Genomic DNA, 23,487 nt, shown 5'->3' with positions numbered 1-23,487 from the left:
CGATCAACAACCTGTTTGACTGCTTCAATTTTAAACTCTTCAGGATAACGCTTACCGCTCATGGGCACCTCTCTTTAAGTCATTTTAAATGACTCTGAGGTGTCTGTTAAACCTGTGGCGATTCACTGAGGCGCATTTCATCAGGCACTACAATGGCATGAAGTAAGTTGTCTTCGGTGGACTCTTTCTGACTGTGATTGAGATGATCATTTCGTTCTAACGTCGTGTCATTATGCATAGTAGTTTTCCTTTCGGTTATTACAGTCGCAGGTATGCTGCTGGCAGGTTTCCTGTCAGGGCTTACAAACTGCGGTATATGAGAAATTCCTGTGAACGGGATATGGATTTGGAGAGAATGGAAGGCGTAAAGTCAGGCTATCTGGCCCCTAGAACCGGTGTATTTTTTGTCTGTTACTGGTACTGACTGAAAGGTCGAGCATGTTCTCCGTCATCACCCACAGTGAACTATTAAGCTTCACATCTCCGTCGATATGCCAGCATGACGTTACGATAAAAGAATTTATCTACCGATGGAGCGTACTGCGTGAGGTTGAAAAGACGTTCAAGGATGTGGCAGCTTACGGTGTAAAGCATCGAAACCCGCAGTTGTTGAAGGTCTGAGGGGCGTTAGATTTTTGCAAACAGAGATCTCAGAGTGAAAAACAAAAGACCCGCCATCCGGTAAAGGAGGCAGGGAATTCACGGAGATAATATCTGTCTGAGATCATTTGGAATATAAGCAGAAAATCTGTAGCCGCGCCCACTTTGGATGGACGTGCATGGTTGACCGGCAGCTATGTGCCAAGAACGGACGTTGCTGGGAACTTTAACCTGTAGTCGGAATGTGATGTGAAAAAGAAAAACAAAATAGTGGTGCCGGACTCAGAATCGAACCAAGGACACCGGCATTTTAAATATTCGTGTCAGATTAATGGTTGATATAGCTGTTATTATTTACCAGCTAAGCAGTGTGGTCTTGGCCAGAGCAAATCAATTCGCATTTTCATTTTCTGGTCTTGTACATTTACCTTTCTTCAAGTCTATAGGGAAAGGATTTCGATAACTAATCAATCAGTTTATATAAAAACCGTGTTTAGGTTTTGAGCATTATCTACGATAAGTTTCTAAGGATCTTGGCCCCCAGTAAGGGGCCGTCAACCGCTGGCTAGCGATTAGTCAATGCGTGTCAGCTCGTAATGACCTACTGTTTTACGGCTTGTGAAGTAGTTCCCATTTAGCACTTCTTTACCATTAAGATTTAGCTTGAGAATAGCTGTGCCTCTGTAAGGATCTTGTGCACCATAACCTGCCTTATGCTTGGGGGTTGTTAAAAAAACGTAGTAGAGTGCTGGTCGCCCCGTTTCGGTATCCTTTTTAGGCTTAGCCACCAATGTCTGAGAATCGGAGTCGTCAGCTTCGACATCCATTCCAATTCTAAGAAAATCCTGCTTTATAGTTGCTTGTGCGTGGGATGTACCTTTTTTATCTTCCCATTCCCAATGAATAACCATATTCCAGGTTCCGTTCAAATCAGGGAAGAGTAGGTCATTTAGTTTAGGGAACCATTGCCATAACTTTCGCCACCCAAAGAAAAAAATTGATATCAAAAAAGTATTAAGAAGAAACGAACCTCCAGATGCAATTGATAGGGCTGTCACGAAAGTTGTGCTTTCATCATATACGCCCCATAAAATCAGACAGCAGGCAGTCGCATAGAGAACGGCGATTATTGAGATTATTTTCCCTATTGGGAGAAGGTTTATCATTGCAACTCCTCATAATAAACTTCCTTACCAGCCTCAAATATAGAAAGACGATCCCCTTCGCTTACAATCCCTGTAAGTTTAATCTCGTCAATGCAAGAGCCATAAAGGGCAGCAACAAAACGTCCACCGACGAGTCTTGACCTGTCAAAACTGATGTTCTCTATGATTGGTGGTGAAAAATATTGTGCGGTATAAGTAACATTTCCTGCTTCATCTAAGATGTGAAAGCCATCGTGGTATTCGCTATTTTTGTTGGAAATTCTTGATAATAATTCCAATGTGGAATCATTCTGTATGGGATCTATATTCCGAAGACTTGTGATTGGAAGACTATCGGGGTTATTACATATAATAACCCCGATGCCAGAAAAATAAGCACGATTGGATTTGTTCCAAATATCATACAGTAATTTATATAATTTCTCTTTTGTCATCGCTCATTTCTTTCTGTTTTTAGCTATTAGCTACCAAAAATCAAACAGTAATATTAATAAAGACGATTATCCAATAATTTTCTTTGCAATGGAAGATTTGATAAACCAGGACAAAGATTTGTAGCAACAATGGTATGAGGTTTGACGCCCTGCCTCAGGGCGCGATGCAGTTTTAGCTAACCACAACAAAGGAACATGTTCGTTTTTCGCTCAAGGCTGCCCGTCAACTTTGTGCTGTAAGCAGAGGCTGCAAACCTCAGCCTGTGTTAGTCAATGGGGCATGTCACAGATATATTCGACCGTAACACTAAAAATTTCATTGCTTTTTATTGAGATAGACATGTGAAATGTTGCAAGAAATGTATGAATAATGTATTTATTCAGAACAATCGGGGTTCTGTTCATGGACGACCCCCAAAAGGCTGATTATGCCTAGGCAGGCGTCAAGTTGCTGATGGCTATTAGGGCAAAAGAAAGGGCTGTTTGTTGATACAAATGAATAAACATCCGATTTAGTTTAGGGAGTCTGAATGAAGCTAAGAATAAATAGAATATCATTAAAAAACTTCAAAAGTTTTAAAAATATTACTATCAATCCAAATCCTGATTTTAATATCATTATTGGGGAAAATAGCGCTGGGAAGTCAACTGTTTTTGAAGCTATTCATTTATGGGAGAAATGTTATAAAACTTATATCCTTGCTTCAAGGAAAGGGTTTTATAAAGTTAAGAAGTCAACAAACAGATATGTTAATTATCAAGAACTGGATTTTTTGCGAATCACAAGTGATGAGGATCTTTTTCACGATCCAAGAGATCCGAATCTAGGGAAATGCTCTGAAATTACTCTGACATTAAAAAATGAAGAGGAGAATGATAAGAGTTGGGAGCTTGGATTCAAAGTCACATGTCCAACATCAATCGAAAATGCTTTTTTCCGCGTTCAACCAATAGATGAAAATCAGTTCACTAACTTTGCGGAAGAATTTTGTAAAGGAGGGGCATTTTTGGATGAAGCTATCTTTATTTACCAGACGAGACCAGTAGCAGGAGTCCATCAATTTGAGCCGTACTATAATGAGGCTCAGATTAAGAGAAAAATCCAAAAAGGTTATTCACACGAGGTCCTCAGAAACAAAATAATCTCTAAAAGAAAGTCAATATCAGATTTAGAATTAAGCATATCTGAAATACTTGAGAAAGATGTCAAGTTCATTATTCCTTCGGATGCTAGAAAAAATAAAGATGAATTCATTCAACTTGATGTTTCAATCGATAGATCAAAATATTATGACCTTCACCTTCAAGGTAGTGGTTTTCTTCAAATTGTAGAAATACTATCTACTGTTGAATTTATAGATGCTCCCCTCAAATTACTGCTTGTTGACGAACCTGACTCACACATCCACACAAAGCTGCAACATAACCTTCTCGCCCATTTAAAAAAAATAGATCACAATCAGTTTTTTATTATCAGTCATAACGATCAATTTGTGACCAGTGCAGGAGAAGGTGAAGTATTCTTCTTAAACGAAGACGCTAAATCAAGTGGTCACCTAGAAGCAATCAACCCAAATAGCTTCGATATTATAAAAAACTCATTGGGGGGGGTGATTTTATCCCTCGAGAGACTTAACAATGCCAAACTAATCGCATTTGTTGAAGGTGAGGACGATGAAAAATATCTAAAGAAACTTAACCTAAAGATCAAAGAAATTACTAACCCAATTGGTTGTTTAAAAAATGTAGTTTTCTTTCCGTTACGAGGGAAAGATAATATTCTCCAAAAGGTTGAGTATAATAAAAGAACTTTAAATTCGATTCTAAATGGCAAATCATGGCATGTTATTTTTGATCGAGACTTTTCTACAAACACTGTTGACCATGATCTTAAACAAAATATTCTTAGAAAGCGTTGTGCTCCATATAGTCATATGGGATACTGTATTGAGTCAGTGTTATTTTCGGACCTAAATATTCTTAAAAACTATTTGTATTCTTTGGCTCCAGGTATTGTTGAAAACGAATTTTCAACACACGTTGACACCTTAATTAATGAATTAAAAGATTCTGTCAATGATCTAGCCTCCCCACTAAACAAAGAAATAGAGATTAGATTCAATGGTCAAAAGAAAAATCGACCAGAATTCGCCAATCTTAATTTCGTGGATGTCGTAAGATCATGGTGCGAAGATGAAGTATTCAAACCTGAGCGAGTAATGTCAAAACCTCTTATCCAAAAGTTTGTTACAGATCTAGAAAATAAAATAGGGATTTCTCTTTTCCTGCGTGGATCAAATGTAGATGAAGAAGTAGCATCAAAGCTATTATTTAAATACTTTGAATTTATTCAGACAATTAATGATTTGTATCCATCATTTCGACACTTGATGGAACAACTAGATGTGCTACCTAGAAATGAAGTCGAATAATATTATCGCGGTTTAAAATATAGAAGGGTGGAGAAAGGTAATGAATGACAAAATACACATTGAATCGCCACGAGCCAAGCAATAAGCATATCAGCTCAGCCCTTATGGGCTGATGATATGTTCCTCGTTAATTAACACACCGCGATTTAAGTGATTCTGCATCAATGGTGAGAACAACTGCTGACGTCAGGTCCTCGCTCATAGCCGATCTGACAGGTCGCTTGGTCTGTCCGCTCCGTGTCAGAAGCGGACGTTGCTAGCATCAATTCATGTTGGTCAATGGGACTAGGTCACTGGCATCAATGAGCCTCGCCTCATCTTGTCGTTGCTTAATTACAGTGCATATTAAGTAATAAATGACAGAACATAACTTCACGTTCCCCTCTTAACCTGGTTTCAGTACAAACCCAAAGATTGTCCGTAACGGATTCTTCATCAATTTTTACAGCCTGGCCGTCTTTTTTGTAACCGACATAGTCTGTTTTCGAAATAAACTTGTGATATCCCATCGTAAGAGTGCTGAAATCTTTAACATCACAATAGGCAACCATGAAGACAGGGCTTAGGGCTTCAGCATCGTAACCAGATACTTTGTTGAGATGTTCGACTATAACTGTCTTATTAAGCGAAAAGAGGCGAAATGCCTCGAAAATTGCAATCCGTCTGTTTTTGCTGTCGGTAATCAAACCATCACTCTCACCGGGGCTTTTTCCTGATTCAGAGCTGCCGGTACGTTTCTGATCGCGAAAACCAATTCTCGCCTCAGCCATTCGCATATCGACAAGAGAAGCAAACCAGTCGTTGATGAGATCTTCATGAATAATTTTATTGAGCTGTCCATCAGTGCTCTGCTGGCTTTGCAGGTTCTTTTTCCTCAAAAGCAACTCACCAGCAACCTCAGTAATTACTTTTTTCAAAAACATCTCTTTCGAACGGCCACCTCCAGTAATCTGTACATAATCCTCGAAGCTACCACCGGTTATACGTAGGTAGTGCTGTCTGAGTTGATCAATACTGCGCTGACTGGATTCTGCCATTGCATGGACAATGTCGAGAACAGAGTTCTGATTAGGAAGAGCTTGACTGAGCAGGGTAATCAGTTCGGCCAGCCCCACATCATGTTCGCTGAGAATGAGATTACACTCTCGAAACTCATTAATGATTTGAGACGCGACAAGGGGTTTACCTCGTAGGATAAGACCTTTGCAATATGGCAGGAGGATTTCCCGTGTTCGGTGCTGCTCACCTGTGAGTTTTCTCCAGTATTCATCCGCCCGTTGCTGATCACCGACCTGTATCATGACGTCAAGCACCATGGCTACCCAGCTTGCAGCCATCTGATCCGGTGTAATGCTGCTCGTCTGCTCTAGAAACTTATTCAGAGCGCGACGACGCGCGTCTTTATTCTGGCTATCTGACAGCTCGGCTATATGCCCTCTGAACAGAGTAAATGCGAAGTGTGGCGCATTGACCTCTGCGCAAAGAGCTTCCATATATCGTACCGTTTTGCTGGGCTCAATCTGACAGAATGCTATTGCGATGATATAACGACGGAACTGTTCACATTCCCTGAGCTGGCGACGGACTATTTCATGCCCCGGTAAGTCAGTCAGGCCATCAGGTAAAGAGATACGTAACACTACTTCTTCGAAGGCATGAGGATCTTCGTGACCGGAAAGGTAGGCTGACAAAAGGGTGTATTTATAGTGATAGGTTTCCCATAGGTAGATAGTTTCTTTGAACTGTATGTGGGAATGGCCTCTGAAACGTTCAAGCAAGGGTTTTGCAGCAGATAGAACTCTTTCGGCAAGTTCCATATGACTATTTTCACAGGCATGAATAAATGCCGTTTCCAATGATTTTAGGCCAAGCTTTTCGTCCCTGAGATCCTGTCGGTCGAGAATTGCATCATGAAGAACCTGTCTTCTTTCATGGATATTACAACGTTGAAGCAGGATATACAGTGAATCAAGCGGAATCATGTCGATACAGCGTTCCGTAAACTCATCGTACTTTGATGGGGGAAGGTTATTCACAAAAAGGCTAAACATTTTCCACAGGTCTGCTGCCTCATCATTAAGAACAGCGCTGAAGAGATAGCATCTATCCTCATCATGACCGAATCCAAGTGCGCACACGATGTTTATGATGCGCTGCCACGCGCGCGCGCGCTCTTCTTCTTCCAGCGGACCTTTAGAGATTAGCATCAGGAGCTGCAAATACTGGCAGATAGCTGATACAGCATCAAAGCATCGGTCATGCTTGTAGGTCAGCACACTAGTCCAGCTATCATATCGACTAGAAATCCGCAGGATTTCATTAATTCCAATAACTTTTATCAGGCCTTGCCAAGGTAGAAGCGCAAAAAAATTATCAGATTTCAGATCTCGTCTACGCGTAGCAATGCATTCTGTGAATGCATTGCTATAAAAGCGAATCAGGCATTCACCCAGTTGGGGCAGCAAGTAACGATACGCAACATCTGTAGATTCGAGTCGCTGAATAATCCAGAGCCCGAGGTGGTATACACTCCTTTCCCTGATATGTGAAATGCGCCGTTCATATTGTACGGGGATGGTTTCAAGGAAGGCAGAAGCAACAGCAGCTACGTGCTTATCCTCAAGCTTGTGCATAAAACAGGTTAGCGCCCTGTATTGGAAACTGTCTGTGTTAAGCAACGTATATAGGCCACTGTTGTCGGCAAGATAAAGAGATACGTTGAGTAACTTCAGACCGTTATCTGAACGATCTTTTATGGTACGGACATACTCTCTCACCAGCACGTCGAGAAACAACTGACTCAGGTCATCGGACACATCATGTCGACGGGTCACTGGTAGTGGATACTCCCGATTGGTCAGATGATAAATTGCAATCTCACAGGTTTCAGGCCTCGATAGTAAAAAGAGGATATATTTGCAGTTGAAGCGGAGAGGGAGAGCAATGAAGAGCAAATACTTTAGCGCTTGACGTGACTCGGCCAGCGAAAGCAGATTGAGCGCAAACGGTTTTGTAGTGAGTGAGTGATGGTCAATGAGTATTACATGATTAAAGCACGCCTGAATGAGCCAGGACAAGGCCCCCATAGGGTCACGCCAGTTTCCCCAATATTGCAATTGTCCTAGAGCAATTATTTCGGCAGGATCGTCAATGTCAGGGAAATGGTAGGCACCATCCAGAGTCTCCGCAGTTCTCAGTGTCAGAGGAGCAGGCTCATCAGGCTCATCGGTTTTATCCGGCATGATACTTTCACTGCCGATGTGTAGGTTAATTTCTAACGTGACAGGCTGGTTCAGGCTTGCGAAGTCATATGAGTTTATGGCCTGCTTGTAGATTGTTCTGAGTGGATAACTGAACTCAGGCGCAGTCTTCACCAGCAATTCAACCTGACGTAAGAATTGATCCGTTTCATTTTCATCAAGCAAGCTGAACTGCACCGGAACAATTGAATGACTCAATGCACGCACGCAAAGCATCCATTGGCGAAAAGCCTGTTCAGGAGAATGACGTCTCATAAGACACTGCCAGAGATAGGCGCTCTCCAGTTGGGTAAACCGATGCTTTTCAGGATAAATGGCAACCTTCCCGCCCTGCTGAACTGCGCCGGGAAAAAGACGATCAAGATGAATATTCCCCAGTTCTTTACTTATGAGAGCAATGAGCTGATCTTCCTCTATCACGAAATGAGGTTGAACGTAACCCTTCCGACCAAAGCGAATATTCTGCAAAAGGTTTGTTACCCGAAGAATATCCTCAATGCTTTGATCCAACTGCTTAGAATGCTGCGATTCACTGCAGTGAATCGCAGCCCATCCTCCGGGAAATGAAATGAATCCCCCAGCTTCAAAGAATGCCAACGAATGTTGAGTGCCAGAGTAGAGATCTGAGCCTTCAGTACGTGGCCAAGATAATTCTCCCGCAATCAACGCGGCCACGTTGCACCGGTTTAACTCGGGTGTCGCAAGTGTTGCGTCAACCAAAAAAAGGGCAAGCGCATAGGCCTGCTGGTGTTCGAAAAGATTGCCATTACCGTGCGAAACTTGTCCTGAATTATCATTAAGTAACTTGAGAAGAAACGCCCAATTTTCTGAATGTGAAGTGCCCATTTAATGTCTCTGCCCCATCCGTATTTTAGCCAATCTTACTGGTTGAACCGCTGACCGGTCATTGTTTTTTCACCGTATGGCCCGCTCCCCGTTCGTTAACACATAGCAACGTTAGTAACGCATCTTGCGCGGTAATAACAATTGCGAGCTTCCGTTCCTCGCTAATAACGGACCTTATTGATCTTGATCTCTGTCTGCTCCGCATTGTGAGTTCAATCGGTCTAGGCCATGTTACTGATGTAAGTAAATCTGGCCTGGACATTTCAGAGGCCTGATAAAAGAAAACCCCGGCAGCCTGATGACTGTCGGGGTTAAGTTGCATGTCGAAATGAATGTATCAGGCGTTACCGCAGTCTCCGGGAGTGGGTAGGACTTTCGCGGCGTTCGTCGGGTCAGCGCTGAAAGTGCCCGCTTTGCGGTCATTGACGTAGACTTCGAACTGCCGGGCCTTACGGATATCGCTGATAAAGTCATACCAGGCGTTATCCCCGTTACGCCAGCCCAGGCTGGACGGAATAACGTACTGCTGATGATTCATCACCACGGTGACTGTGGTGCCATCATCGTGCGAACTGACCATTCTGTTATCTGCCAGGGTAAGAAAAGCAGAATGCTGGTAGAAACCATTCTGATCCGGATTTCCTGTACAGTTGATAGTGAATCTCTTGCCGCTGGCATCGGTTACGCTGTATTCCGTATTGCCCTGGCCGTAACCCTGCTGCCAGAGGCCGGGAACCGCAAAGGTATTAAAGCTCGCGAGCAGTGCGCCTGCCAGCACAAACCGGGTAAGTGAACGAGTATTCATTTCTGTCTCCTTTAACATTTTCTTTATTCCCGGTTATCAGGATTTGATGGTATCAGCAACCGTCCCATCAGCTTGCCATCATGGGAATATTCAAGGAATCGCTCCTGGGTGTGTGGATCGGTATCTTCGTGATATTGCAGCGTGATGTTGTCGGCTATGCACAACGCATTCATCAGCGGCTGAACGGTTTTTTCCTGCATATCCACCAGATAGTAGTAATTACCACCCTCGCAACCATCGGGTGACTGGCGGGTACGTAAGACCTGCAGAGTGGGGCCTGAAAGAGCAATCTGCGACCACTCCTCCCTGACATCATCCTGACGGCTGACCACTTCACTGAAGCGTGGAGGTGTGAGGTCCTTGAACTTGCTGATGGCCTTCAGGTCATCACCCCGGTCATCGCAGGCGGCCAGAAACAGGCTGGCGGTAAGTACCGTCAGCAGAGATAGTGTTTTACGTTTCATTTTTTCTTTCCTGAAATCAGACGAACCACTTTGGCAAAAACATAAATCCCCACAAAAATACCCACCGGCACACCGACGAACGGCGTCAGTGCAACACTGGCAGCACCGGCAGCACCGCCGCCCGTCAGCAGGGCGGCAAAGGTGGCAAGCGTCAGGGCTATGAGACTGTCGGACCCCCCGGTTTTGTTCAGAATGATGACGATGACAACAATGGCGATAATGGCAATAACGGGCATCGGGCTCCTCCCTGCTGCCGGATTGATAACAACGCCTGTGCTATTCCGGTGGGCTGTCAGCCGGAACAAACGCAAGCAGTGACTGCTGGATAAAGCGAAAATGGGGTAAGGCCTGAATGAAAACCGGGTCCTCGACCAGGCGGCACAGACTGTCATTGCGGCGGAAAGTCTCCTGCAGGGGCTGAACCAGATGGATTTCATCTAGGGTGAATACGGCGATATGTCCACCATGTTCAGCAACCAGGTACCAGGCCTGCTGGTGGATGAGCAACCGGCAGGGAGCCAGTCGCTCACAGCGCCGCCCTTCTGCAATCAGCGTTACCCGCCTGCGCCCGGTAATGGCCTGAATCAGTCGCCAGAAAGACAATGCTCCTGACGGCGAAGGAACCGGATTTGCGGGTGCTATCACGCAGGGAGACTCGTCACACATCAGCAATGCGTTCACCAGACGTCGGTCAAGGTCAGGAAAAAGTCCGGCCAGTCCGCTGCGGTGGGCAAAGATAAGCACGTCGGGCACCATCTGCGTCTCACTGCCCGCTGTGCGTAAGCGGCAGTATCCGGACTGATACTCCAGGTCCAGATACATCAGCCGCTCACGAAAATCGCGCCGCAGCGTGCGTACCGACACGCCAAACTCAGCGGCCAGTTTGCGCACGCTCAGCGTTTCCCCCGCCACCAGACGGCTGATTATCAGTGACAGCCTGACAGCCAGCCGGTCATGGCGGCGTTCTGCCTGTGTCATGAGTGGTTCTCCGTGAAAGTTAACTGACTGAAATTGATGTGAATACTTTAAAGAGGGGCGCGGACAGGGTATGGACACCGCAGAAACTATTTTTCATTTCTGCGAAAGCCAGATGTGGCGAGGGTTACAGGCCACTCCTCGGGGAGTGAGGCCCGCGAACATGTAGTAACGCGGACAGGTGGTGTCCGATATTAACAACATGGCAACAAAGAAGCTGACTACTGTAGTTGAGCGAGTAGTGTTTCTGCCATCACCCACAGTGCCCGGTTGAGTTTCACATCCCCGTCAATGCCACGCACAGCACGGGTATGCGTCCGCCCGCCTTTAACATTACGGCCACTGAGTCCGCCCTTAATCAGGTTTTCCTGCACGCGCTGATAAGTGGTCCACAGGTCATTGCTCTCATCCTGCCAGCGGCGTGGGGAGAGTATCTGCGATTCACTGACAGGCTGGTGGTCCTCACCAAAGCGATACGTGAGCGCGGCTTTTGCCAGTGCCTGCTGAGCAGGCGGTGGTAACTGCAGCGATTGCATGGCATCCCGCTTCTCCTCCACCCGGTCAAAAATCCCCAGTACTTCATACGCTCCCTCAATCACCTGACTCACCACATCTCCTTTGTGTGGCACCCGCACCTCGCCAAACCTCTCACCGCAGACAAGGCCGTTCTGACAAACCGCACGGAATAAGCCCGGCAGCATCTGATACGAACTTGTGCCGTCATGTGAGTTGAGCAGAATGATTTCTGGGACCTGTTTACCGGTGATCTGTCCCTCCCGCCGCAGGCGCAACATGTGCTTTGTGTGTTCCCGACGATTCGGGTCACGTACCCGGGTCTGACAGGCAAAGAATGGCTGGAAGCATTCCCGCTGCAGGCTGTCCAGCAGGGAAATGGTTGGAATATAGGTATAACGTTCACTGCGGGACTCGTGTTTATCCTCGCTGAACACACTGGGCACCACACGAAACAACTCCTCGCGGGTTAACGGGCGGTCACGACGGATAAGGTTTGCTGCGCCAAAGCGCGAAGCCAGACGGGTCATAAGCAGACTCCTCATAACGGGAAACAATAAAAGAAAGCCCCGTCGCACAAGCGACAGGGCTCAGGGAGTAACAGGTAAGAATTAAACGCTCAGAAGAAGAAATCCCAGACGGCGCGGGCCACTGAGACTACTGTACTGCGCACGGCCTGAATGACGGCCCGCACCGGGCCGGGTATCAGGGGAAAAGCACTGACTGTATCAAGTACGGCACCTACGGTTTCACCGAAATCGTCACGGGCCTGCTCCCGGACTACCGTTGTGCGAAAGGGATGCTGCAGTTGCGATACCACCGGACTGCTGGCCTCACGCGGCAGACACTTAATCATCTGCTCTGCCATCACCCGTAATCCCCATTGAAGCCGGACCGACACGGTACACACCGGATGTACGGGCTGGAACAGCTCATGCAGCAGGCAGATTTTGCGGCTGATGTTTTGCTTCTGCTCTGTGGATAATCGCTCTCCACCGCTGGTGGGTTCAGCTTTGTCTGACTGGCTGATAACAAACAGCACCTTATGCCGGTATGCTTCACCAATCACCTGGCGGTAAAAATGCTCATCAGTCGCCAGTGCCCGGTCATCAGCTTTAATCAGCCACAGCACCAGGTCGAGCCGGGGAAGTTGTTTGCGGTACAGCGCAGCATACTCGTTATCACGTGCACCACTTTCGCCTACACCGGGCAGGTCCACCAGTGTCATAAACCGTTCGCCAACCTGAAGGTGAAAGCGCAGGGGGGCACGAGTACAGGCCACCACATCGCTGACCGGTGATACTTCACTGGCAAACAACGCATTACAGAGTGACGATTTCCCCGCCCCGGTTTTTCCCAGAATGCCGATCGCTGGTTCGTAGTGGGTTAACTGATTTATCTGCTGCAATATACGTTCAGACACCCATTGCGGTAGACCGGAAAGGGAGTTCTGCAGTGGCTGTAGACCTTCAGAATGACTCATAAATGTTCCTCTGAATAAGAAAACAAAAACGGCAGAACCGTGAGGTTCTGCCGTTAATGGGATGTGTTCAGGAGAATGATATATATCTTAAATTTATTATGTTGCTAAAAACCCATCTTGCAAGGTGTAAACATTATGTCTGTAGAAAATCGGCCCGCTATCATACGAACAGAGTTCTGGCTGATTATGGTTGAAAAACGAACATTTTAAGACATCTGGTTTAGCTCTCCCTCAAAGAGTTTTGTCTCCACAATTGCCGAAGTAGTTCACTTTCATGTACATGCTTATGGCTACACCCTCATGCCTATGTCTCTGTAAATCAGAAAAAGATTAATTTTTTTGAATGTAACTTGAAAACAAGCGAAGCGGCCCCAGATTAAATTGTGTTCACAACAAATGCGGGGTTTTTTATGAGTCTTCAGAATAAATTCGTCAAGTTTCATGATGCCATACTTTTAGGCATAAAGGACGTGGCCTACAATACTGCCCGCCTTAAGGACGATAGTATCCTCAAGGAGATCAAGGCTCGCTTCAAAGAGGATGGGTTTCCAGTCATCGATGATTTCATTCAGGGCTCGATGGCAACCGATACGGGGATCCGTGAGAAGGGTCAAGATTTTGATATCGATCGCGCAATAGTTATTGAAGCGTCACTTGCGCCAGAAAACCCAATCACCCCCAAAAAGGCGGTCCTGGAAGTACTTGAAGACCGTGGATTTAAGAATGCAAAAATCAAAAAACCTTGCGTTACGGCTGATTACAAGACTGAAGATCTTCATATTGATATTCCTATATACCGCCGATATGAAAATGGACAGTACGAACTCGCGGTAGGTAAAGCACATTCTGATGAAGAAAATCGTCAATGGTCTCCTTCAGCTCCGCGTGAGCTGATTGATTGGGTGACTGCCTACGATGATAGTGCTGTGTATGCATCTAAAAAACACGATCAGTATCGCCGCATCGTTCGATACCTCAAACGATGGAGAAATTTCACTTTTAGTGAAAATGTTCGTCGCAAAATTTATTCGATTGGAATCACTGTGATGGTTAAAGAATCATTGGTCGCTTCAATCAATGATGAAGGTTTCCCAGATGACCTGTCAGCCTTACGCGCAACTATTCATCATATTTTGAATGATGGGGGTTATTTCAGCTTAATAGAGGCTGAAAAATACAAAGTTAAAGTAGATATCCCTGTAAGTCACACAAGGGATATTTTTGATAACAGTAGCATCACAACCGGCACTCAATTCCGTAATCAACTTGCCGCTCTGTTAAAAACTCTCGACAAGGTTGCGGATGAAGATAGCGAATCTAAGCAGTGTGAATTGCTTAGAAAGGTTTTTGGCGAAGATTTCCCTGAGCATGCTTCGACATCTACTGCATCCGTAGCGGCAAGTGCTGGCGCCAATACAGTCTATGCTTCCTCAGGAGCTGTAGGGACATCACAAGGCGCATGAACTATTCAGCTATCACGGATTACTTAGCCAAACGCGGATACAAGGTATCCGCGTACCCTGCTGAAACTGGCCAGATTGAATTTTTCAGAATTGAACTGGAGATAGGGGATTTTCCGGTCACGTTAATCCATTACCCTGTCAAAGAAATTACCGGTTTGCCCATATTTCTCCTTGTAAACCCTTCAGCTTTGCCTAGATTGGCACATACGACAGTCTATGAAGAGATCGGCTTTGCTACTATATGTGTAAATGTCCCTGATGCGGTTTCAGTTAACTACGAGTGCCCTGAACTGGCGTTTGAGGAGTCACTTAAACGACATATTACATTACTTACACGTGCCTTAACGGACCGAGATTGGAATACCCAGGAACTGCTGAGAGAGTTTGAAGCGAGATGGGGAAGTATCATTGAGCCGGAAACGACACCATTTCTTTGCTTATCAGATGAGGGGGAGGCTGAGTCTCTTTCTGTTTTTAAGCCTCGTAAAAACGCCAAAGCTGGACTTAATACATATTTTTTAGGCTATAGAGAAGGTTGGAATCCTGATGCCCTCTTTTCGCCTTTAAGCCAGATCTTGAAAGAGCGCGAAGAAACTAAAGGAAATGGATTTGTCATACCACTTAAAGCAACTATGCCCGCCCCTTGGCAGAAGGAAGAATTGGCTCAGTGGTATTTAGAATTACTACAGAATTTGCCACAGGATTTATTTACCATGCTGACACAACGCTTCGGTCAGCAACGAGCTCGCGAATTTTGGCTTATTTTTAATGCCCAAACCCCTTCTGGAAAAACATGGTTTGGGATCCATTTTGCGTTAAAAAATGCAGTTCAGGGTAAAAAGCATCTTCCCTTTAAAGCAAGCCACATTGAGGAGTGGATTCTAAAAGCGCTACCTGTTTTAACATTCAATAAAGAGCGATTGATGCCTAGAAGCGGGGCTAACCAGTCCTTGCTGGGCAAGAAAGTCATGCTCGTAGGTTGCGGATCAGTTGGAGGAGAAGTTGCAGATAAGCTGGCTGCATCAGGTGTTGGTCACATCCATTTGTGTGATCCTGATTCACTATCGCTCAACAATCTTTATCGGCATATACTGCCTCCAGCATTTGTGTCATGCCCAAAAACAGTCGCGTTATGGTTAAATCTAAACAGTAAATATCCTTGGTTAGAGATTACAGGCGACATGACAAAGCTACTTGCTCTAAGAGATCGCAAGACTCTTTCTTCATTCGACCTTATCATTATCGCGATAGGGTCTCCCACACAAGAACGCATGTTTCATGATTATCTGATTAAAGAAAAAATCAAAGTTCCCGTCATCAATACATGGGTTGAAGGCTATGGAGTTGGAGGGCATGCTGTTCTTGATATACTAGGAACACCAGGCTGCTTGCGATGTGCATACGTTGATTCCGACAATTTTTCTCGTGGGCTATCATCTAATCTTAACTTTCTTGCCACAAACCAAGATTTGACAAGAAACCATGCAGGATGTGGAGACGCCTTTCTTCCTTACTCCTATACATCATCAACTCTGACAGCACTTATTACAGTGGACCTGGCCGTAAAATATCTCAGTCATAGAGTAAACGTCTCATCGAGAGTTAGTTGGAAGGGGAGCTCAGAAGATGCGATTGAGTATGGTTTTGTACTGAGCGAAAGGTATCACGCGTTCAATCGCTCATTGGAAATATTACCTTTGTACAATCCTGAATGTGATATATGCAATGGATAATTCAGAACATCTCAAAATAAATACAGAAAATTTTAGCATCAATATTTTAAAAAATGTTAATGATATTTGGTTTGAATATCGACAAATAAATACAAATATGCCAGAAGCTTTTGGTGTACTGATTGGCAGTAAAGACCTTGTAACAGAACATTATAAAATCGTTAATGTAACAGTCCCACAACAGGGGGATCGCTGTTCAAGAATGAGTTTTACTCTGATGGATCCCGCACACCAACGTATAGTTGATAGCCATTATCGCGATTCCGGGGGTGAATTAGTTTATCGCGGTACATGGCACACGCATCCCGAAGGTATTCCTTGTGCTTCAAATGTTGATATCAGAGACTGGAAGAAATGTAAGGAAAGAAATCAAGACAAGCAACTTTTCTTTATAATCATTGGTACAGAGAAAAAGGCTCTTTATTATTTTGTAGGTGAAAATCTTCTACGGCATGAATTTTGATGGATGATTATGAATAAAACAATTATTTTATATATACTGAAATTAATTTTCAGACCTAAGGATATACTCACTCGTATTGGATTCGGCCTGTTCAGTGGAGGGGGAGCGGCCTCAGCCGGTGGGTGGGGCATGAACTTAGTTTTTTCAGAGCAAGTGCTTAAAAAATATGTAAATATTTTTGATGGCATCTCCATTAGCTATCAAAAATGTTCTGAAGCGGTTCTATACATTGGGATCTTTGCAGCCATTTTAGGACTGTTAGTGCTGATGTATTGCATCTTCTTGGCGGTTCGTGATGTCCAAAAACGTGATATTGCTTTTATTCGTGCATATGGGTTTGAAAATATTGACCCACATGCAGCAGAAAAAATGCTTTCATCCAGAGAAAAAGTCAAAACTCTCCCCGTAGATTTAAAAGCATTTGATTCTAGGGATAAAAGTAAAGTAATTGAAGAATCTACATTTATCAGAAGGATGATAAAGGATAGAATACAACACTCTGAAGCCACTGTCGCCTATGTTGCAGCTCTAGGGAGTATTCCTTATTTGTATATGATTGGTAGCTCAATGCGTGATGGGCACTTGCCTTTAAGACTATCCGATTTTGATCGTAATAAAAATTGCTTCCACCTTCTTGATGCCCCTCCAATCGGTTCCAAATTAATTAGGAAATTTGGTGGAGAGATAACAGAAAATAGTTCTATTGTTAGCTCGAATGTTAACAACCAAATAGGGCTAGCTATTTCATTTACGATGAATATACAGCCATCGGACCTTCCCGTAGACCTTAGCGATCATACGCTACATATCCAGCTTGATACAGGATTCAGATTTGATAACCTTCCTTCTGAGGAAGAGCAAGAAAACATCACTAAAGAAGTAAGTTTTATAATATCAGAATTGAATAAAAAAGCTGATGAAGTACATCTATTTATCTCGGCTCAGGCATCTTTTGTTGTTCGTCTTGGCTCACTTTATCAGGAGGGGTTACACGGTGTAATCTATGTCTGGCATTGGAACTCTATAAAAAATGAATATGAATGGAGCTTGAAAATTTCAGGTAAAGAGTTGAGCTGAAATATGGTAAAAGCCACCGAACCTATGAAGGTAATACTGTTGAACTGCTTGGTATGTTGGAGATATTAGCTGACAGTTTGCTAAAAAACAACTTCGAAAACATTAGATTAAAATTTTCATGATTATATTAACCGGCCGCATATCCCGCAGAAGGCCGGTTATTTTATCAATTTAAATGTGTTTCTAGGAAATTAGGCTTACATTAATATTAGCGAGTTTGTTATCAATCATGATTGTTTACCTTACCTGTAACAACAGTAAATGACAATGTAGATGTGCAAACTTTCCGAGCATATGATTATCTACCCGGCTGTAATGCTCAATGTAATCCATAAGAAAGGATGCTGTTTAAATATTATCCTCGACTACATCCGAAGTTACGGTCTCCATCACCTAATATTTTAGTTTTTACTTTTGTCATGTAATCCACTCTATTCATCAAGTCGTTATAAGTTTGCTCGAAGCTGTCCCTTTTACGATTGAGGAGATATTTCCCATTAGACGGGTAGTTAACTAACTTCCCAGAACCATCTATCGGGATACCAAGCGCACTGTACCAGGCTGTTGTTATCATTGTGCGTAACGTATTTCGGTTTAAGTCGTAATCCCCCAGATGATAATACGCATCCTGATTGAAGCACAGTATCAAATGGTAATGCCGCTTTTCATTTTGGGTATACTCTCTGACCCATGCGTAACGTAGGGCTGAATGTCGGTTTTCAGGCCAGTCTTTCCTTCGTGTTTTAATATGCTTATCGTGCCCAAGCTTTGCTTTTAACGCACAGGTAAAACGAGATATAGCACCAGAATCTACTCTGGGTTGAAAGAATGGGTTATCCAGATTTTCTGTATCTATTGGGTCATGTAGATCAACACGTAGAATCATTGTATTAGGATGTTCATTGAGTGAATCATCAATAACCTGTTTGATTCTATCCCGATATAAAGATACATGTGATCCGAACTCACTATTGTATGTCATATAGTATCCTGTTTGATGATATTGGAGTAAGTAATGGATTTAACGTATATTACCTATCATGATAACAAACTATTAGCCGGGCTGGGTTCAGCGTTTGTTTTTACTCCTGAATTAAAATAATTTATTATCTTCAGATAACGGGATTTAAACCAGCTATGGCTATCAATGTAGTTTTGCCTTTCTTCGCCACAAGTATTCTATTTTGAGAATACAGCATGCCGAGTAATTCATTTGCTTTACTACGATTTCTAAATTTATTAGGGCCATATTGGAGTACAGTATTTTTAGTAATGTAAGGAACAACAAGGCGATTACAATGATTTTTTATCCGCCAATAAAGTTCATCTGCCTCCGAGATTGCGGGCGTTAATTCCTTAGGTTTAGAAAATATGTGGATGTACTCATTAACATACCAGGTAGTTATCTTCACAGCATCTTCGACTGCAGAAAGAGGTATATCTCCATCATTGCCATTAAAATAATGCAGCAGAGAGGCCACTCTGGCCATATTTTCTGCGACCTTAGATGCATAGTCTCTAAAATCTGATAAGGTGCCGAGTAATCCCATATCTGACTCTACCTTGTTATAAAATTCGATCCAGCGATTTTCTGCTTCTACAGTGAATCGCAGGCAAAGACGATCATTTTGATTATCTCTGGCAATACTTTCGTTAACTATCTCCATCAGTCGTTGATGGAATATCGGTAAATGTTCGCTTGAAAAAACGGGGTTGGAGATTCTTCTTGAACCTTGCTTTGAATCAGGCTGGCATATGAGACATCGAGCGAAAAAACCTATCCCTTTGGCTGTATCGCCTTTACGTTGCAGATAACCTTTAAACACATCAGGCTGTACCATAAGTGCTAGCGTCAGTCTGGCATCTCTGATTAGTTTCTCTGGCTCACTTTTCCTTTCCACTGAAAATGTTGCGCCATCCCACATTTTGTTGATGAAGGGCAGTTCGTTCAGCGTGTAACCGTTAAAAATAGTGCCAGCCTCATCAGACATAATGCCGACAGATCGCCAGTAACCACAGAGGTAATCTTTAATAGCCGCAGGAGTGGCATCATTAAATATCTGCTTGAACCTGATCGGTGCTTGCTGGTGCGACGCCAACAGCGCTTTAAGTTGTTCATTTGTCGCCAAATGATCTTTGTTACGGCGAATATCTGATTTGAGTTTTGACATTAGTGCTTTTCTTTCAAAAATAAAAATTTCTTCATCACTTCGCCAGGTATTAAGAGCATGTGCGTACTTATCAAATAATTTTTCCTCCAGTTGATATAGTGGCTTCATAAGCATTTTATCAACCGTGCTTTTCCGTTCACCAGATTCTGCAAGTGTCAGTAAGAAAAGTGATACTGGGCTACGTAGATTAGTCAATCGACAGACATCAATCCTGTTCTGACAGGCAAGAGAAATTACCCCAAGAGCAGAAGCAGCAATTAAACCTTGTGGGGCCTGCGTATGCTGTTCCACTTCATAAATTGCATTTCTGATAATCTGAGGAAACGCATTTACAGGAAAAGGATGACCGTTAAACATACAATACCTCTAGTACAATTCACGTTAAAAAATTCTGCGTAAGTTGCTATTCCGCTATTAATAGCAGAAATAGCAGGATGAAATAACACTGATTACAACATTTTGAATGTATGTTCAGGTAACACCTTCAAATAAGTTTGCTGCGTTGCGATAGCCATTCATCAATTTCTGATTCAACCCATCCAACCGATTTGGCCCCAAGTATTCGCTTTTTGGGAAAAGTTGAGTCGTAACGCGGTGATTTGGGGTTCAACCAGTCGTAGATTGTTGCCCTTGCCATACCAGTTTTTTGGATAACCGCAGGTAAGCGGAGTATCCTAACGGTTGATGGATTGTTCATGCTTCATTGCCTCTCATTAGTTCATTTTAGTTGTAGAAAGATTAGCGGCAAGTACTAATGCAAAAAATCCGCGTACCAAAAATACATTTTTTACAAAACTTAACTAATTGATATTTGGTGTTTTTATGTTAACAGCGATTGAGTTTTGCGAAGAAATTAGTCAAAAATCGGTTTGGCTTTCTGGGCAGATGGTCGAATGTGATTGGGACATATACGTTGATGTGCTCAGCGAAAGTTATCCCGTGATACGAAAGGAACTAAGCGAGATGCGAGATCAATTCTGGAATTCTGATAAGGTAGGAACTCGTGTGATTTTGTACAGTGATCCATCCCGTAAGGAGTATAAATATCGTACTGTTGACGGAGCGGAACAATTAAAAGAGGAATATACAGAATTATATGATCCAGCTCAGGAATGCTGGAAACAGTTAAAATCACGTATTTTCAGGGAAACATTTTGTCATCTTATTCAGGATCCTTTTTTAATTAATGATGTGTTTAAATCACATCTATTTTTTGCCTCAATGTCTTATCAATGGGGAAAATCAGTTATGTCGGAGAATGAATGTGTTGCTATTAAAGCGTTCATCAAGTCAGCTGAACTATTTGATAGATGTATTGGTATGTCATGGTTTCATGTTTCTGTATGTACCCAAAAAAAATTATCACATGTTAGAGCTAAGGCCGGAAAAGAAGGTGGGAACAGTAAATCAGAAGTGTATCGAATAATTCAGGATAAGCTTGTTTATTTGATCAATAACTCCGTACCTGAAGGTGGGTGGAAAAGTAAAGTAGCTGCGGTAAATGATCTCATTGACCCCTTATGGAAATTTGTCGAAGAGTCAAATTTTGAAATTAATAATCAAAGTAAAAAATACCGGATATCAACAATGAGCCCTGATGCGTTGGCAGATACCATTATAAAAAACTGGTCAAGAAATATTGAGAGTATCAAATTGGCTTTAGATAATACGGTTACTAGAAAAAAGAAAACCAAAGGATAAAATTCCGTATTACCTATAGGTGAGTTATCAGCACCCATTATGGGTGCTGATAAAGGATTCATCCTACAAGACGAATTCCCCTAACCCCACTATTCACGATGCTGCCGCTATCTGCTGCTTTAACAAAATCAGCCCACCACTGCATAATAGGACGTCGCTGCTCAAGATAATCGCTGCGGTTATATGCTCGACGTACCTCATTCTTGTCCACATGGGCAAGTGCTGCCTCAATAACATCAGGCGGAAAGCCTTGTTCATTAAGAGCCGTACTGGCAATTGATCTCAGCCCATGCGAAACGAGCATTCCACTAAAACCTGCGCGTTTTAGCGATGCGTTAACTGTTTGGCTGTTCATCGGCTGGGTTGGTTTGATGCGACTGGGAAAGATAAATTCTCGACCACCACTGAGAGACTTCATCATTTCCAGAATAGCGAGAGCTCCATCAGATAATGGAACCGTATGGTCCCGGTTCATCTTCATTCGAGCAGCAGGAATTTTCCATTCGCTAGCATCAAAATCGATCTCATCCCATCGAGCTTCAGCGGCTTCGGCAGGGCGGGTGATGGTGAGAAGCTGCCACATGAACAGACACCGTGTGGACACACTGATACTTGCCGTACGCATAGTCTGCATTAATTGTGGAAGTTGATCCGGGCGGATACTAGGCATGTTTTTCTTCTGCGGTTTCTCGAATGCTTTCCCGATGTTAACGCTGGGAACAGCATCAATTAGGCCTGTGTTCTGAGCATAAATCATGACTTCGTTAATACGCTGACAAAGACGGCGAACAGTCTCTAATGCACCTCTGGCCTGAACCGGCTGCACTGCTTTAACCAGAGTATGAGCCTTAATCTCAGTGACACTGATATCACCGATTGCTGGAAAAACATCTCTCTCAAGCGAGCGCCAGATATCGTCGGCATAGTCCTCTGTCACGCTGGCTTTCTTCACATTCCACCAACGCTCGGCAACTAACAAGAAGGTGTTGGTTTTGGCCTCTTGAGAATTTCTAACCTGCTCTTTCTGATGTTCCTGAGGATCAATATCTTTTGCCAATAAAACTCGAGATTCGGCTCTGAGTTTACGCGCATCAGAAAGTGAGACGGCAGGGTAGGCACCGAAGCTCTGCTTGGTTCGCTGCTTTGTCAGAGGTCGATAGTAACGGAACTGCCAGAGCTTACTACCACTGGACTTGATTAACAGAGTAAGCCCGTCACCATCATACAGCTGGTAATCGGCATCTTTAGGTTTGGCGGCTTTGATTTCCGTATCGGTTAACGGCTTGGTTTTTCTTGCCATGGGGAGTCTCCATGCGTTTAGGCCCAATGAAACAATAGAGCTTTTCGTTGGGCCTATCAATGGGCCTAAAAGGTTCGGATTTAATTAGTTCTCTTCGGACTTCGCGGGACAAATTGCAGATACAAAAAAGCCCGCAGGGCTTGCGCCGTGCGGGCTCTTAGGACTTCATCGGATGACTCTGGTAATCACCGATGGAGAATTTTGGTGGAGCTGGCGGGAGTTGAACCCGCGTCCGAAATTTCTACATCCTCGGTACTACATGCTTAGTCAGTCTTTACATTCGCCGGGCAACTGCGGACAGACACGCCATTACCAGACTATCCTGATTAGTTTTAATGCTTCAACCCCAGGCAAGGCATCCACACGATCTCTTTTGGGTTTGACCTCTCTTTGATCCCCGTCTTAAGAGCGGAAGCTAGGGAGAGAGGGCTCAGAGCAGGTTATTAAGCTGCTAAAGCGTAGTTTTCGTCGTTTGCGACTATTTTTTTGCGGCTTTTTACGAGGCCAACCGCCCCTCGGCATGCACCTTGGGTTTCGCAAATCCCGTCGAATCCAGAATCAGCCCCAATGTGTACCGGCGAGTATAACAGATTTATTACGT

19 protein-coding genes and 1 other RNA gene are annotated in these 23,487 nt (G+C 43.8%); 6 read left to right on the top strand and 14 right to left on the bottom strand.

Going from position 1 to position 23,487, the window contains the following annotated elements:
- Nucleotides 1-1,172: 1,172 nt before the first annotated feature.
- Entirely contained in the window at nucleotides 1,173-1,766 is a 594-nt protein-coding gene (locus tag WFK85_RS21470; RefSeq protein ID WP_038422871.1) for a hypothetical protein, read from the bottom strand.
- Nucleotides 1,763-2,200 (bottom strand): diadenylate cyclase, encoded by a 438-nt coding sequence (locus WFK85_RS21465; RefSeq protein WP_038422872.1) that lies wholly within the window; start codon nucleotides 2,198-2,200, stop codon nucleotides 1,763-1,765. The genes WFK85_RS21470 and WFK85_RS21465 overlap by 4 nt, the downstream gene beginning before the upstream one ends.
- Before the next feature lie 530 nt (nucleotides 2,201-2,730).
- Here WFK85_RS21465 and WFK85_RS21460 point away from each other — a divergent pair.
- Nucleotides 2,731-4,632, top strand: coding sequence for an ATP-dependent nuclease (locus WFK85_RS21460; RefSeq protein ID WP_038422873.1), 1,902 nt, complete (start codon nucleotides 2,731-2,733; stop codon nucleotides 4,630-4,632).
- Nucleotides 4,633-4,961: 329 nt separating this feature from the next.
- Here WFK85_RS21460 and WFK85_RS21455 read toward each other — a convergent pair whose 3' ends face one another.
- The 7 genes from WFK85_RS21455 to WFK85_RS21425 all read right to left on the bottom strand — a co-directional run bounded on the left by WFK85_RS21455 (nucleotide 4,962) and on the right by WFK85_RS21425 (nucleotide 12,978).
- Nucleotides 4,962-8,738 carry a hypothetical protein gene (locus WFK85_RS21455; protein ID WP_336709348.1) on the bottom strand — a complete coding sequence of 1,259 codons (3,777 nt, stop codon included), beginning with the start codon at nucleotides 8,736-8,738 and terminating at the stop codon, nucleotides 4,962-4,964.
- Nucleotides 8,739-9,075: 337 nt separating this feature from the next.
- Nucleotides 9,076-9,543: a hypothetical protein gene (locus WFK85_RS21450; protein WP_336709347.1), complete on the bottom strand. Its 468-nt coding sequence runs from the start codon at nucleotides 9,541-9,543 to the stop codon at nucleotides 9,076-9,078.
- A 23-nt stretch (nucleotides 9,544-9,566) separates the two neighbouring features.
- The gene (locus tag WFK85_RS21445; protein ID WP_199995225.1) at nucleotides 9,567-10,007 is read right to left on the bottom strand and encodes a YfjS/YafY family lipoprotein; all 441 of its coding nucleotides are present in this window, start codon (nucleotides 10,005-10,007) and stop codon (nucleotides 9,567-9,569) included.
- Complete coding sequence (locus WFK85_RS21440) at nucleotides 10,004-10,243, bottom strand: hypothetical protein (RefSeq protein ID WP_336709345.1); 240 nt, start codon at nucleotides 10,241-10,243, stop codon at nucleotides 10,004-10,006. Before WFK85_RS21440 ends, WFK85_RS21445 begins: the two co-directional genes overlap by 4 nt.
- Before the next feature lie 40 nt (nucleotides 10,244-10,283).
- Nucleotides 10,284-10,985: a DeoR family transcriptional regulator gene (locus WFK85_RS21435; RefSeq protein WP_199995227.1), complete on the bottom strand. Its 702-nt coding sequence runs from the start codon at nucleotides 10,983-10,985 to the stop codon at nucleotides 10,284-10,286.
- Between the two features lie 218 nt (nucleotides 10,986-11,203).
- Nucleotides 11,204-12,025, bottom strand: a complete 822-nt coding sequence (locus WFK85_RS21430; RefSeq protein WP_336709342.1) for a DUF932 domain-containing protein — start codon at nucleotides 12,023-12,025, stop codon at nucleotides 11,204-11,206.
- A gap of 89 nt (nucleotides 12,026-12,114) precedes the next feature.
- Nucleotides 12,115-12,978: a GTPase family protein gene (locus WFK85_RS21425; protein ID WP_336709339.1), complete on the bottom strand. Its 864-nt coding sequence runs from the start codon at nucleotides 12,976-12,978 to the stop codon at nucleotides 12,115-12,117.
- A 410-nt stretch (nucleotides 12,979-13,388) separates the two neighbouring features.
- Between WFK85_RS21425 and WFK85_RS21420 the strand changes: the two genes are divergently transcribed.
- Genes WFK85_RS21420 through WFK85_RS21405 form a run of 4 tightly spaced genes read left to right on the top strand, consistent with a single transcriptional unit; the run spans nucleotide 13,389 to nucleotide 17,714 of the window.
- Entirely contained in the window at nucleotides 13,389-14,441 is a 1,053-nt protein-coding gene (locus WFK85_RS21420; protein ID WP_336709337.1) for a nucleotidyltransferase, read from the top strand.
- Nucleotides 14,438-16,174, top strand: coding sequence for a ThiF family adenylyltransferase (locus WFK85_RS21415; RefSeq protein WP_336709335.1), 1,737 nt, complete (start codon nucleotides 14,438-14,440; stop codon nucleotides 16,172-16,174). The genes WFK85_RS21420 and WFK85_RS21415 overlap by 4 nt, the downstream gene beginning before the upstream one ends.
- Nucleotides 16,167-16,637 carry a Mov34/MPN/PAD-1 family protein gene (locus WFK85_RS21410; RefSeq protein WP_336709333.1) on the top strand — a complete coding sequence of 157 codons (471 nt, stop codon included), beginning with the start codon at nucleotides 16,167-16,169 and terminating at the stop codon, nucleotides 16,635-16,637. The genes WFK85_RS21415 and WFK85_RS21410 overlap by 8 nt, the downstream gene beginning before the upstream one ends.
- 3 nt (nucleotides 16,638-16,640) lie before the next feature.
- Entirely contained in the window at nucleotides 16,641-17,714 is a 1,074-nt protein-coding gene (locus WFK85_RS21405; RefSeq protein ID WP_336709331.1) for an SAVED domain-containing protein, read from the top strand.
- 355 nt (nucleotides 17,715-18,069) lie between these two features.
- On the opposite strand, the gene WFK85_RS21400 is transcribed toward WFK85_RS21405, so the two are convergent.
- The 3 genes from WFK85_RS21400 to WFK85_RS21390 form a co-directional block, all read right to left on the bottom strand.
- Nucleotides 18,070-18,696 carry an inovirus Gp2 family protein gene (locus tag WFK85_RS21400; protein ID WP_336709330.1) on the bottom strand — a complete coding sequence of 209 codons (627 nt, stop codon included), beginning with the start codon at nucleotides 18,694-18,696 and terminating at the stop codon, nucleotides 18,070-18,072.
- Nucleotides 18,697-18,826: 130 nt separating this feature from the next.
- On the bottom strand, nucleotides 18,827-20,242 hold the full coding sequence (locus WFK85_RS21395; RefSeq protein ID WP_336709329.1) for a YfjI family protein: 1,416 nt from the start codon (nucleotides 20,240-20,242) through the stop codon (nucleotides 18,827-18,829).
- 127 nt (nucleotides 20,243-20,369) lie between these two features.
- Nucleotides 20,370-20,582 (bottom strand): AlpA family transcriptional regulator, encoded by a 213-nt coding sequence (locus tag WFK85_RS21390; RefSeq protein WP_199995236.1) that lies wholly within the window; start codon nucleotides 20,580-20,582, stop codon nucleotides 20,370-20,372.
- Between the two features lie 125 nt (nucleotides 20,583-20,707).
- On the opposite strand from WFK85_RS21390, the gene WFK85_RS21385 reads away from it, so the two are divergent.
- Complete coding sequence (locus tag WFK85_RS21385) at nucleotides 20,708-21,586, top strand: hypothetical protein (protein WP_336709325.1); 879 nt, start codon at nucleotides 20,708-20,710, stop codon at nucleotides 21,584-21,586.
- Between the two features lie 58 nt (nucleotides 21,587-21,644).
- Here the strand turns inward: WFK85_RS21385 and WFK85_RS21380 are convergent, their stop codons facing one another.
- Nucleotides 21,645-22,886 (bottom strand): integrase, encoded by a 1,242-nt coding sequence (locus WFK85_RS21380; protein ID WP_336709324.1) that lies wholly within the window; start codon nucleotides 22,884-22,886, stop codon nucleotides 21,645-21,647.
- Nucleotides 22,887-23,088: 202 nt separating this feature from the next.
- Nucleotides 23,089-23,452: a transfer-messenger RNA gene (ssrA, locus tag WFK85_RS21375) on the bottom strand.
- Nucleotides 23,453-23,487: the final 35 nt, after the last annotated feature.

Origin of the sequence: Cedecea sp. VD22, assembly GCF_037150195.1 — a bacterium.
In the GTDB taxonomy this organism is placed as follows: Bacteria; Pseudomonadota; Gammaproteobacteria; order Enterobacterales; family Enterobacteriaceae; genus Cedecea.
Note: the sequence above shows the minus strand (reverse complement) of the source record. Positions and strands in the feature narration are given on the sequence as shown.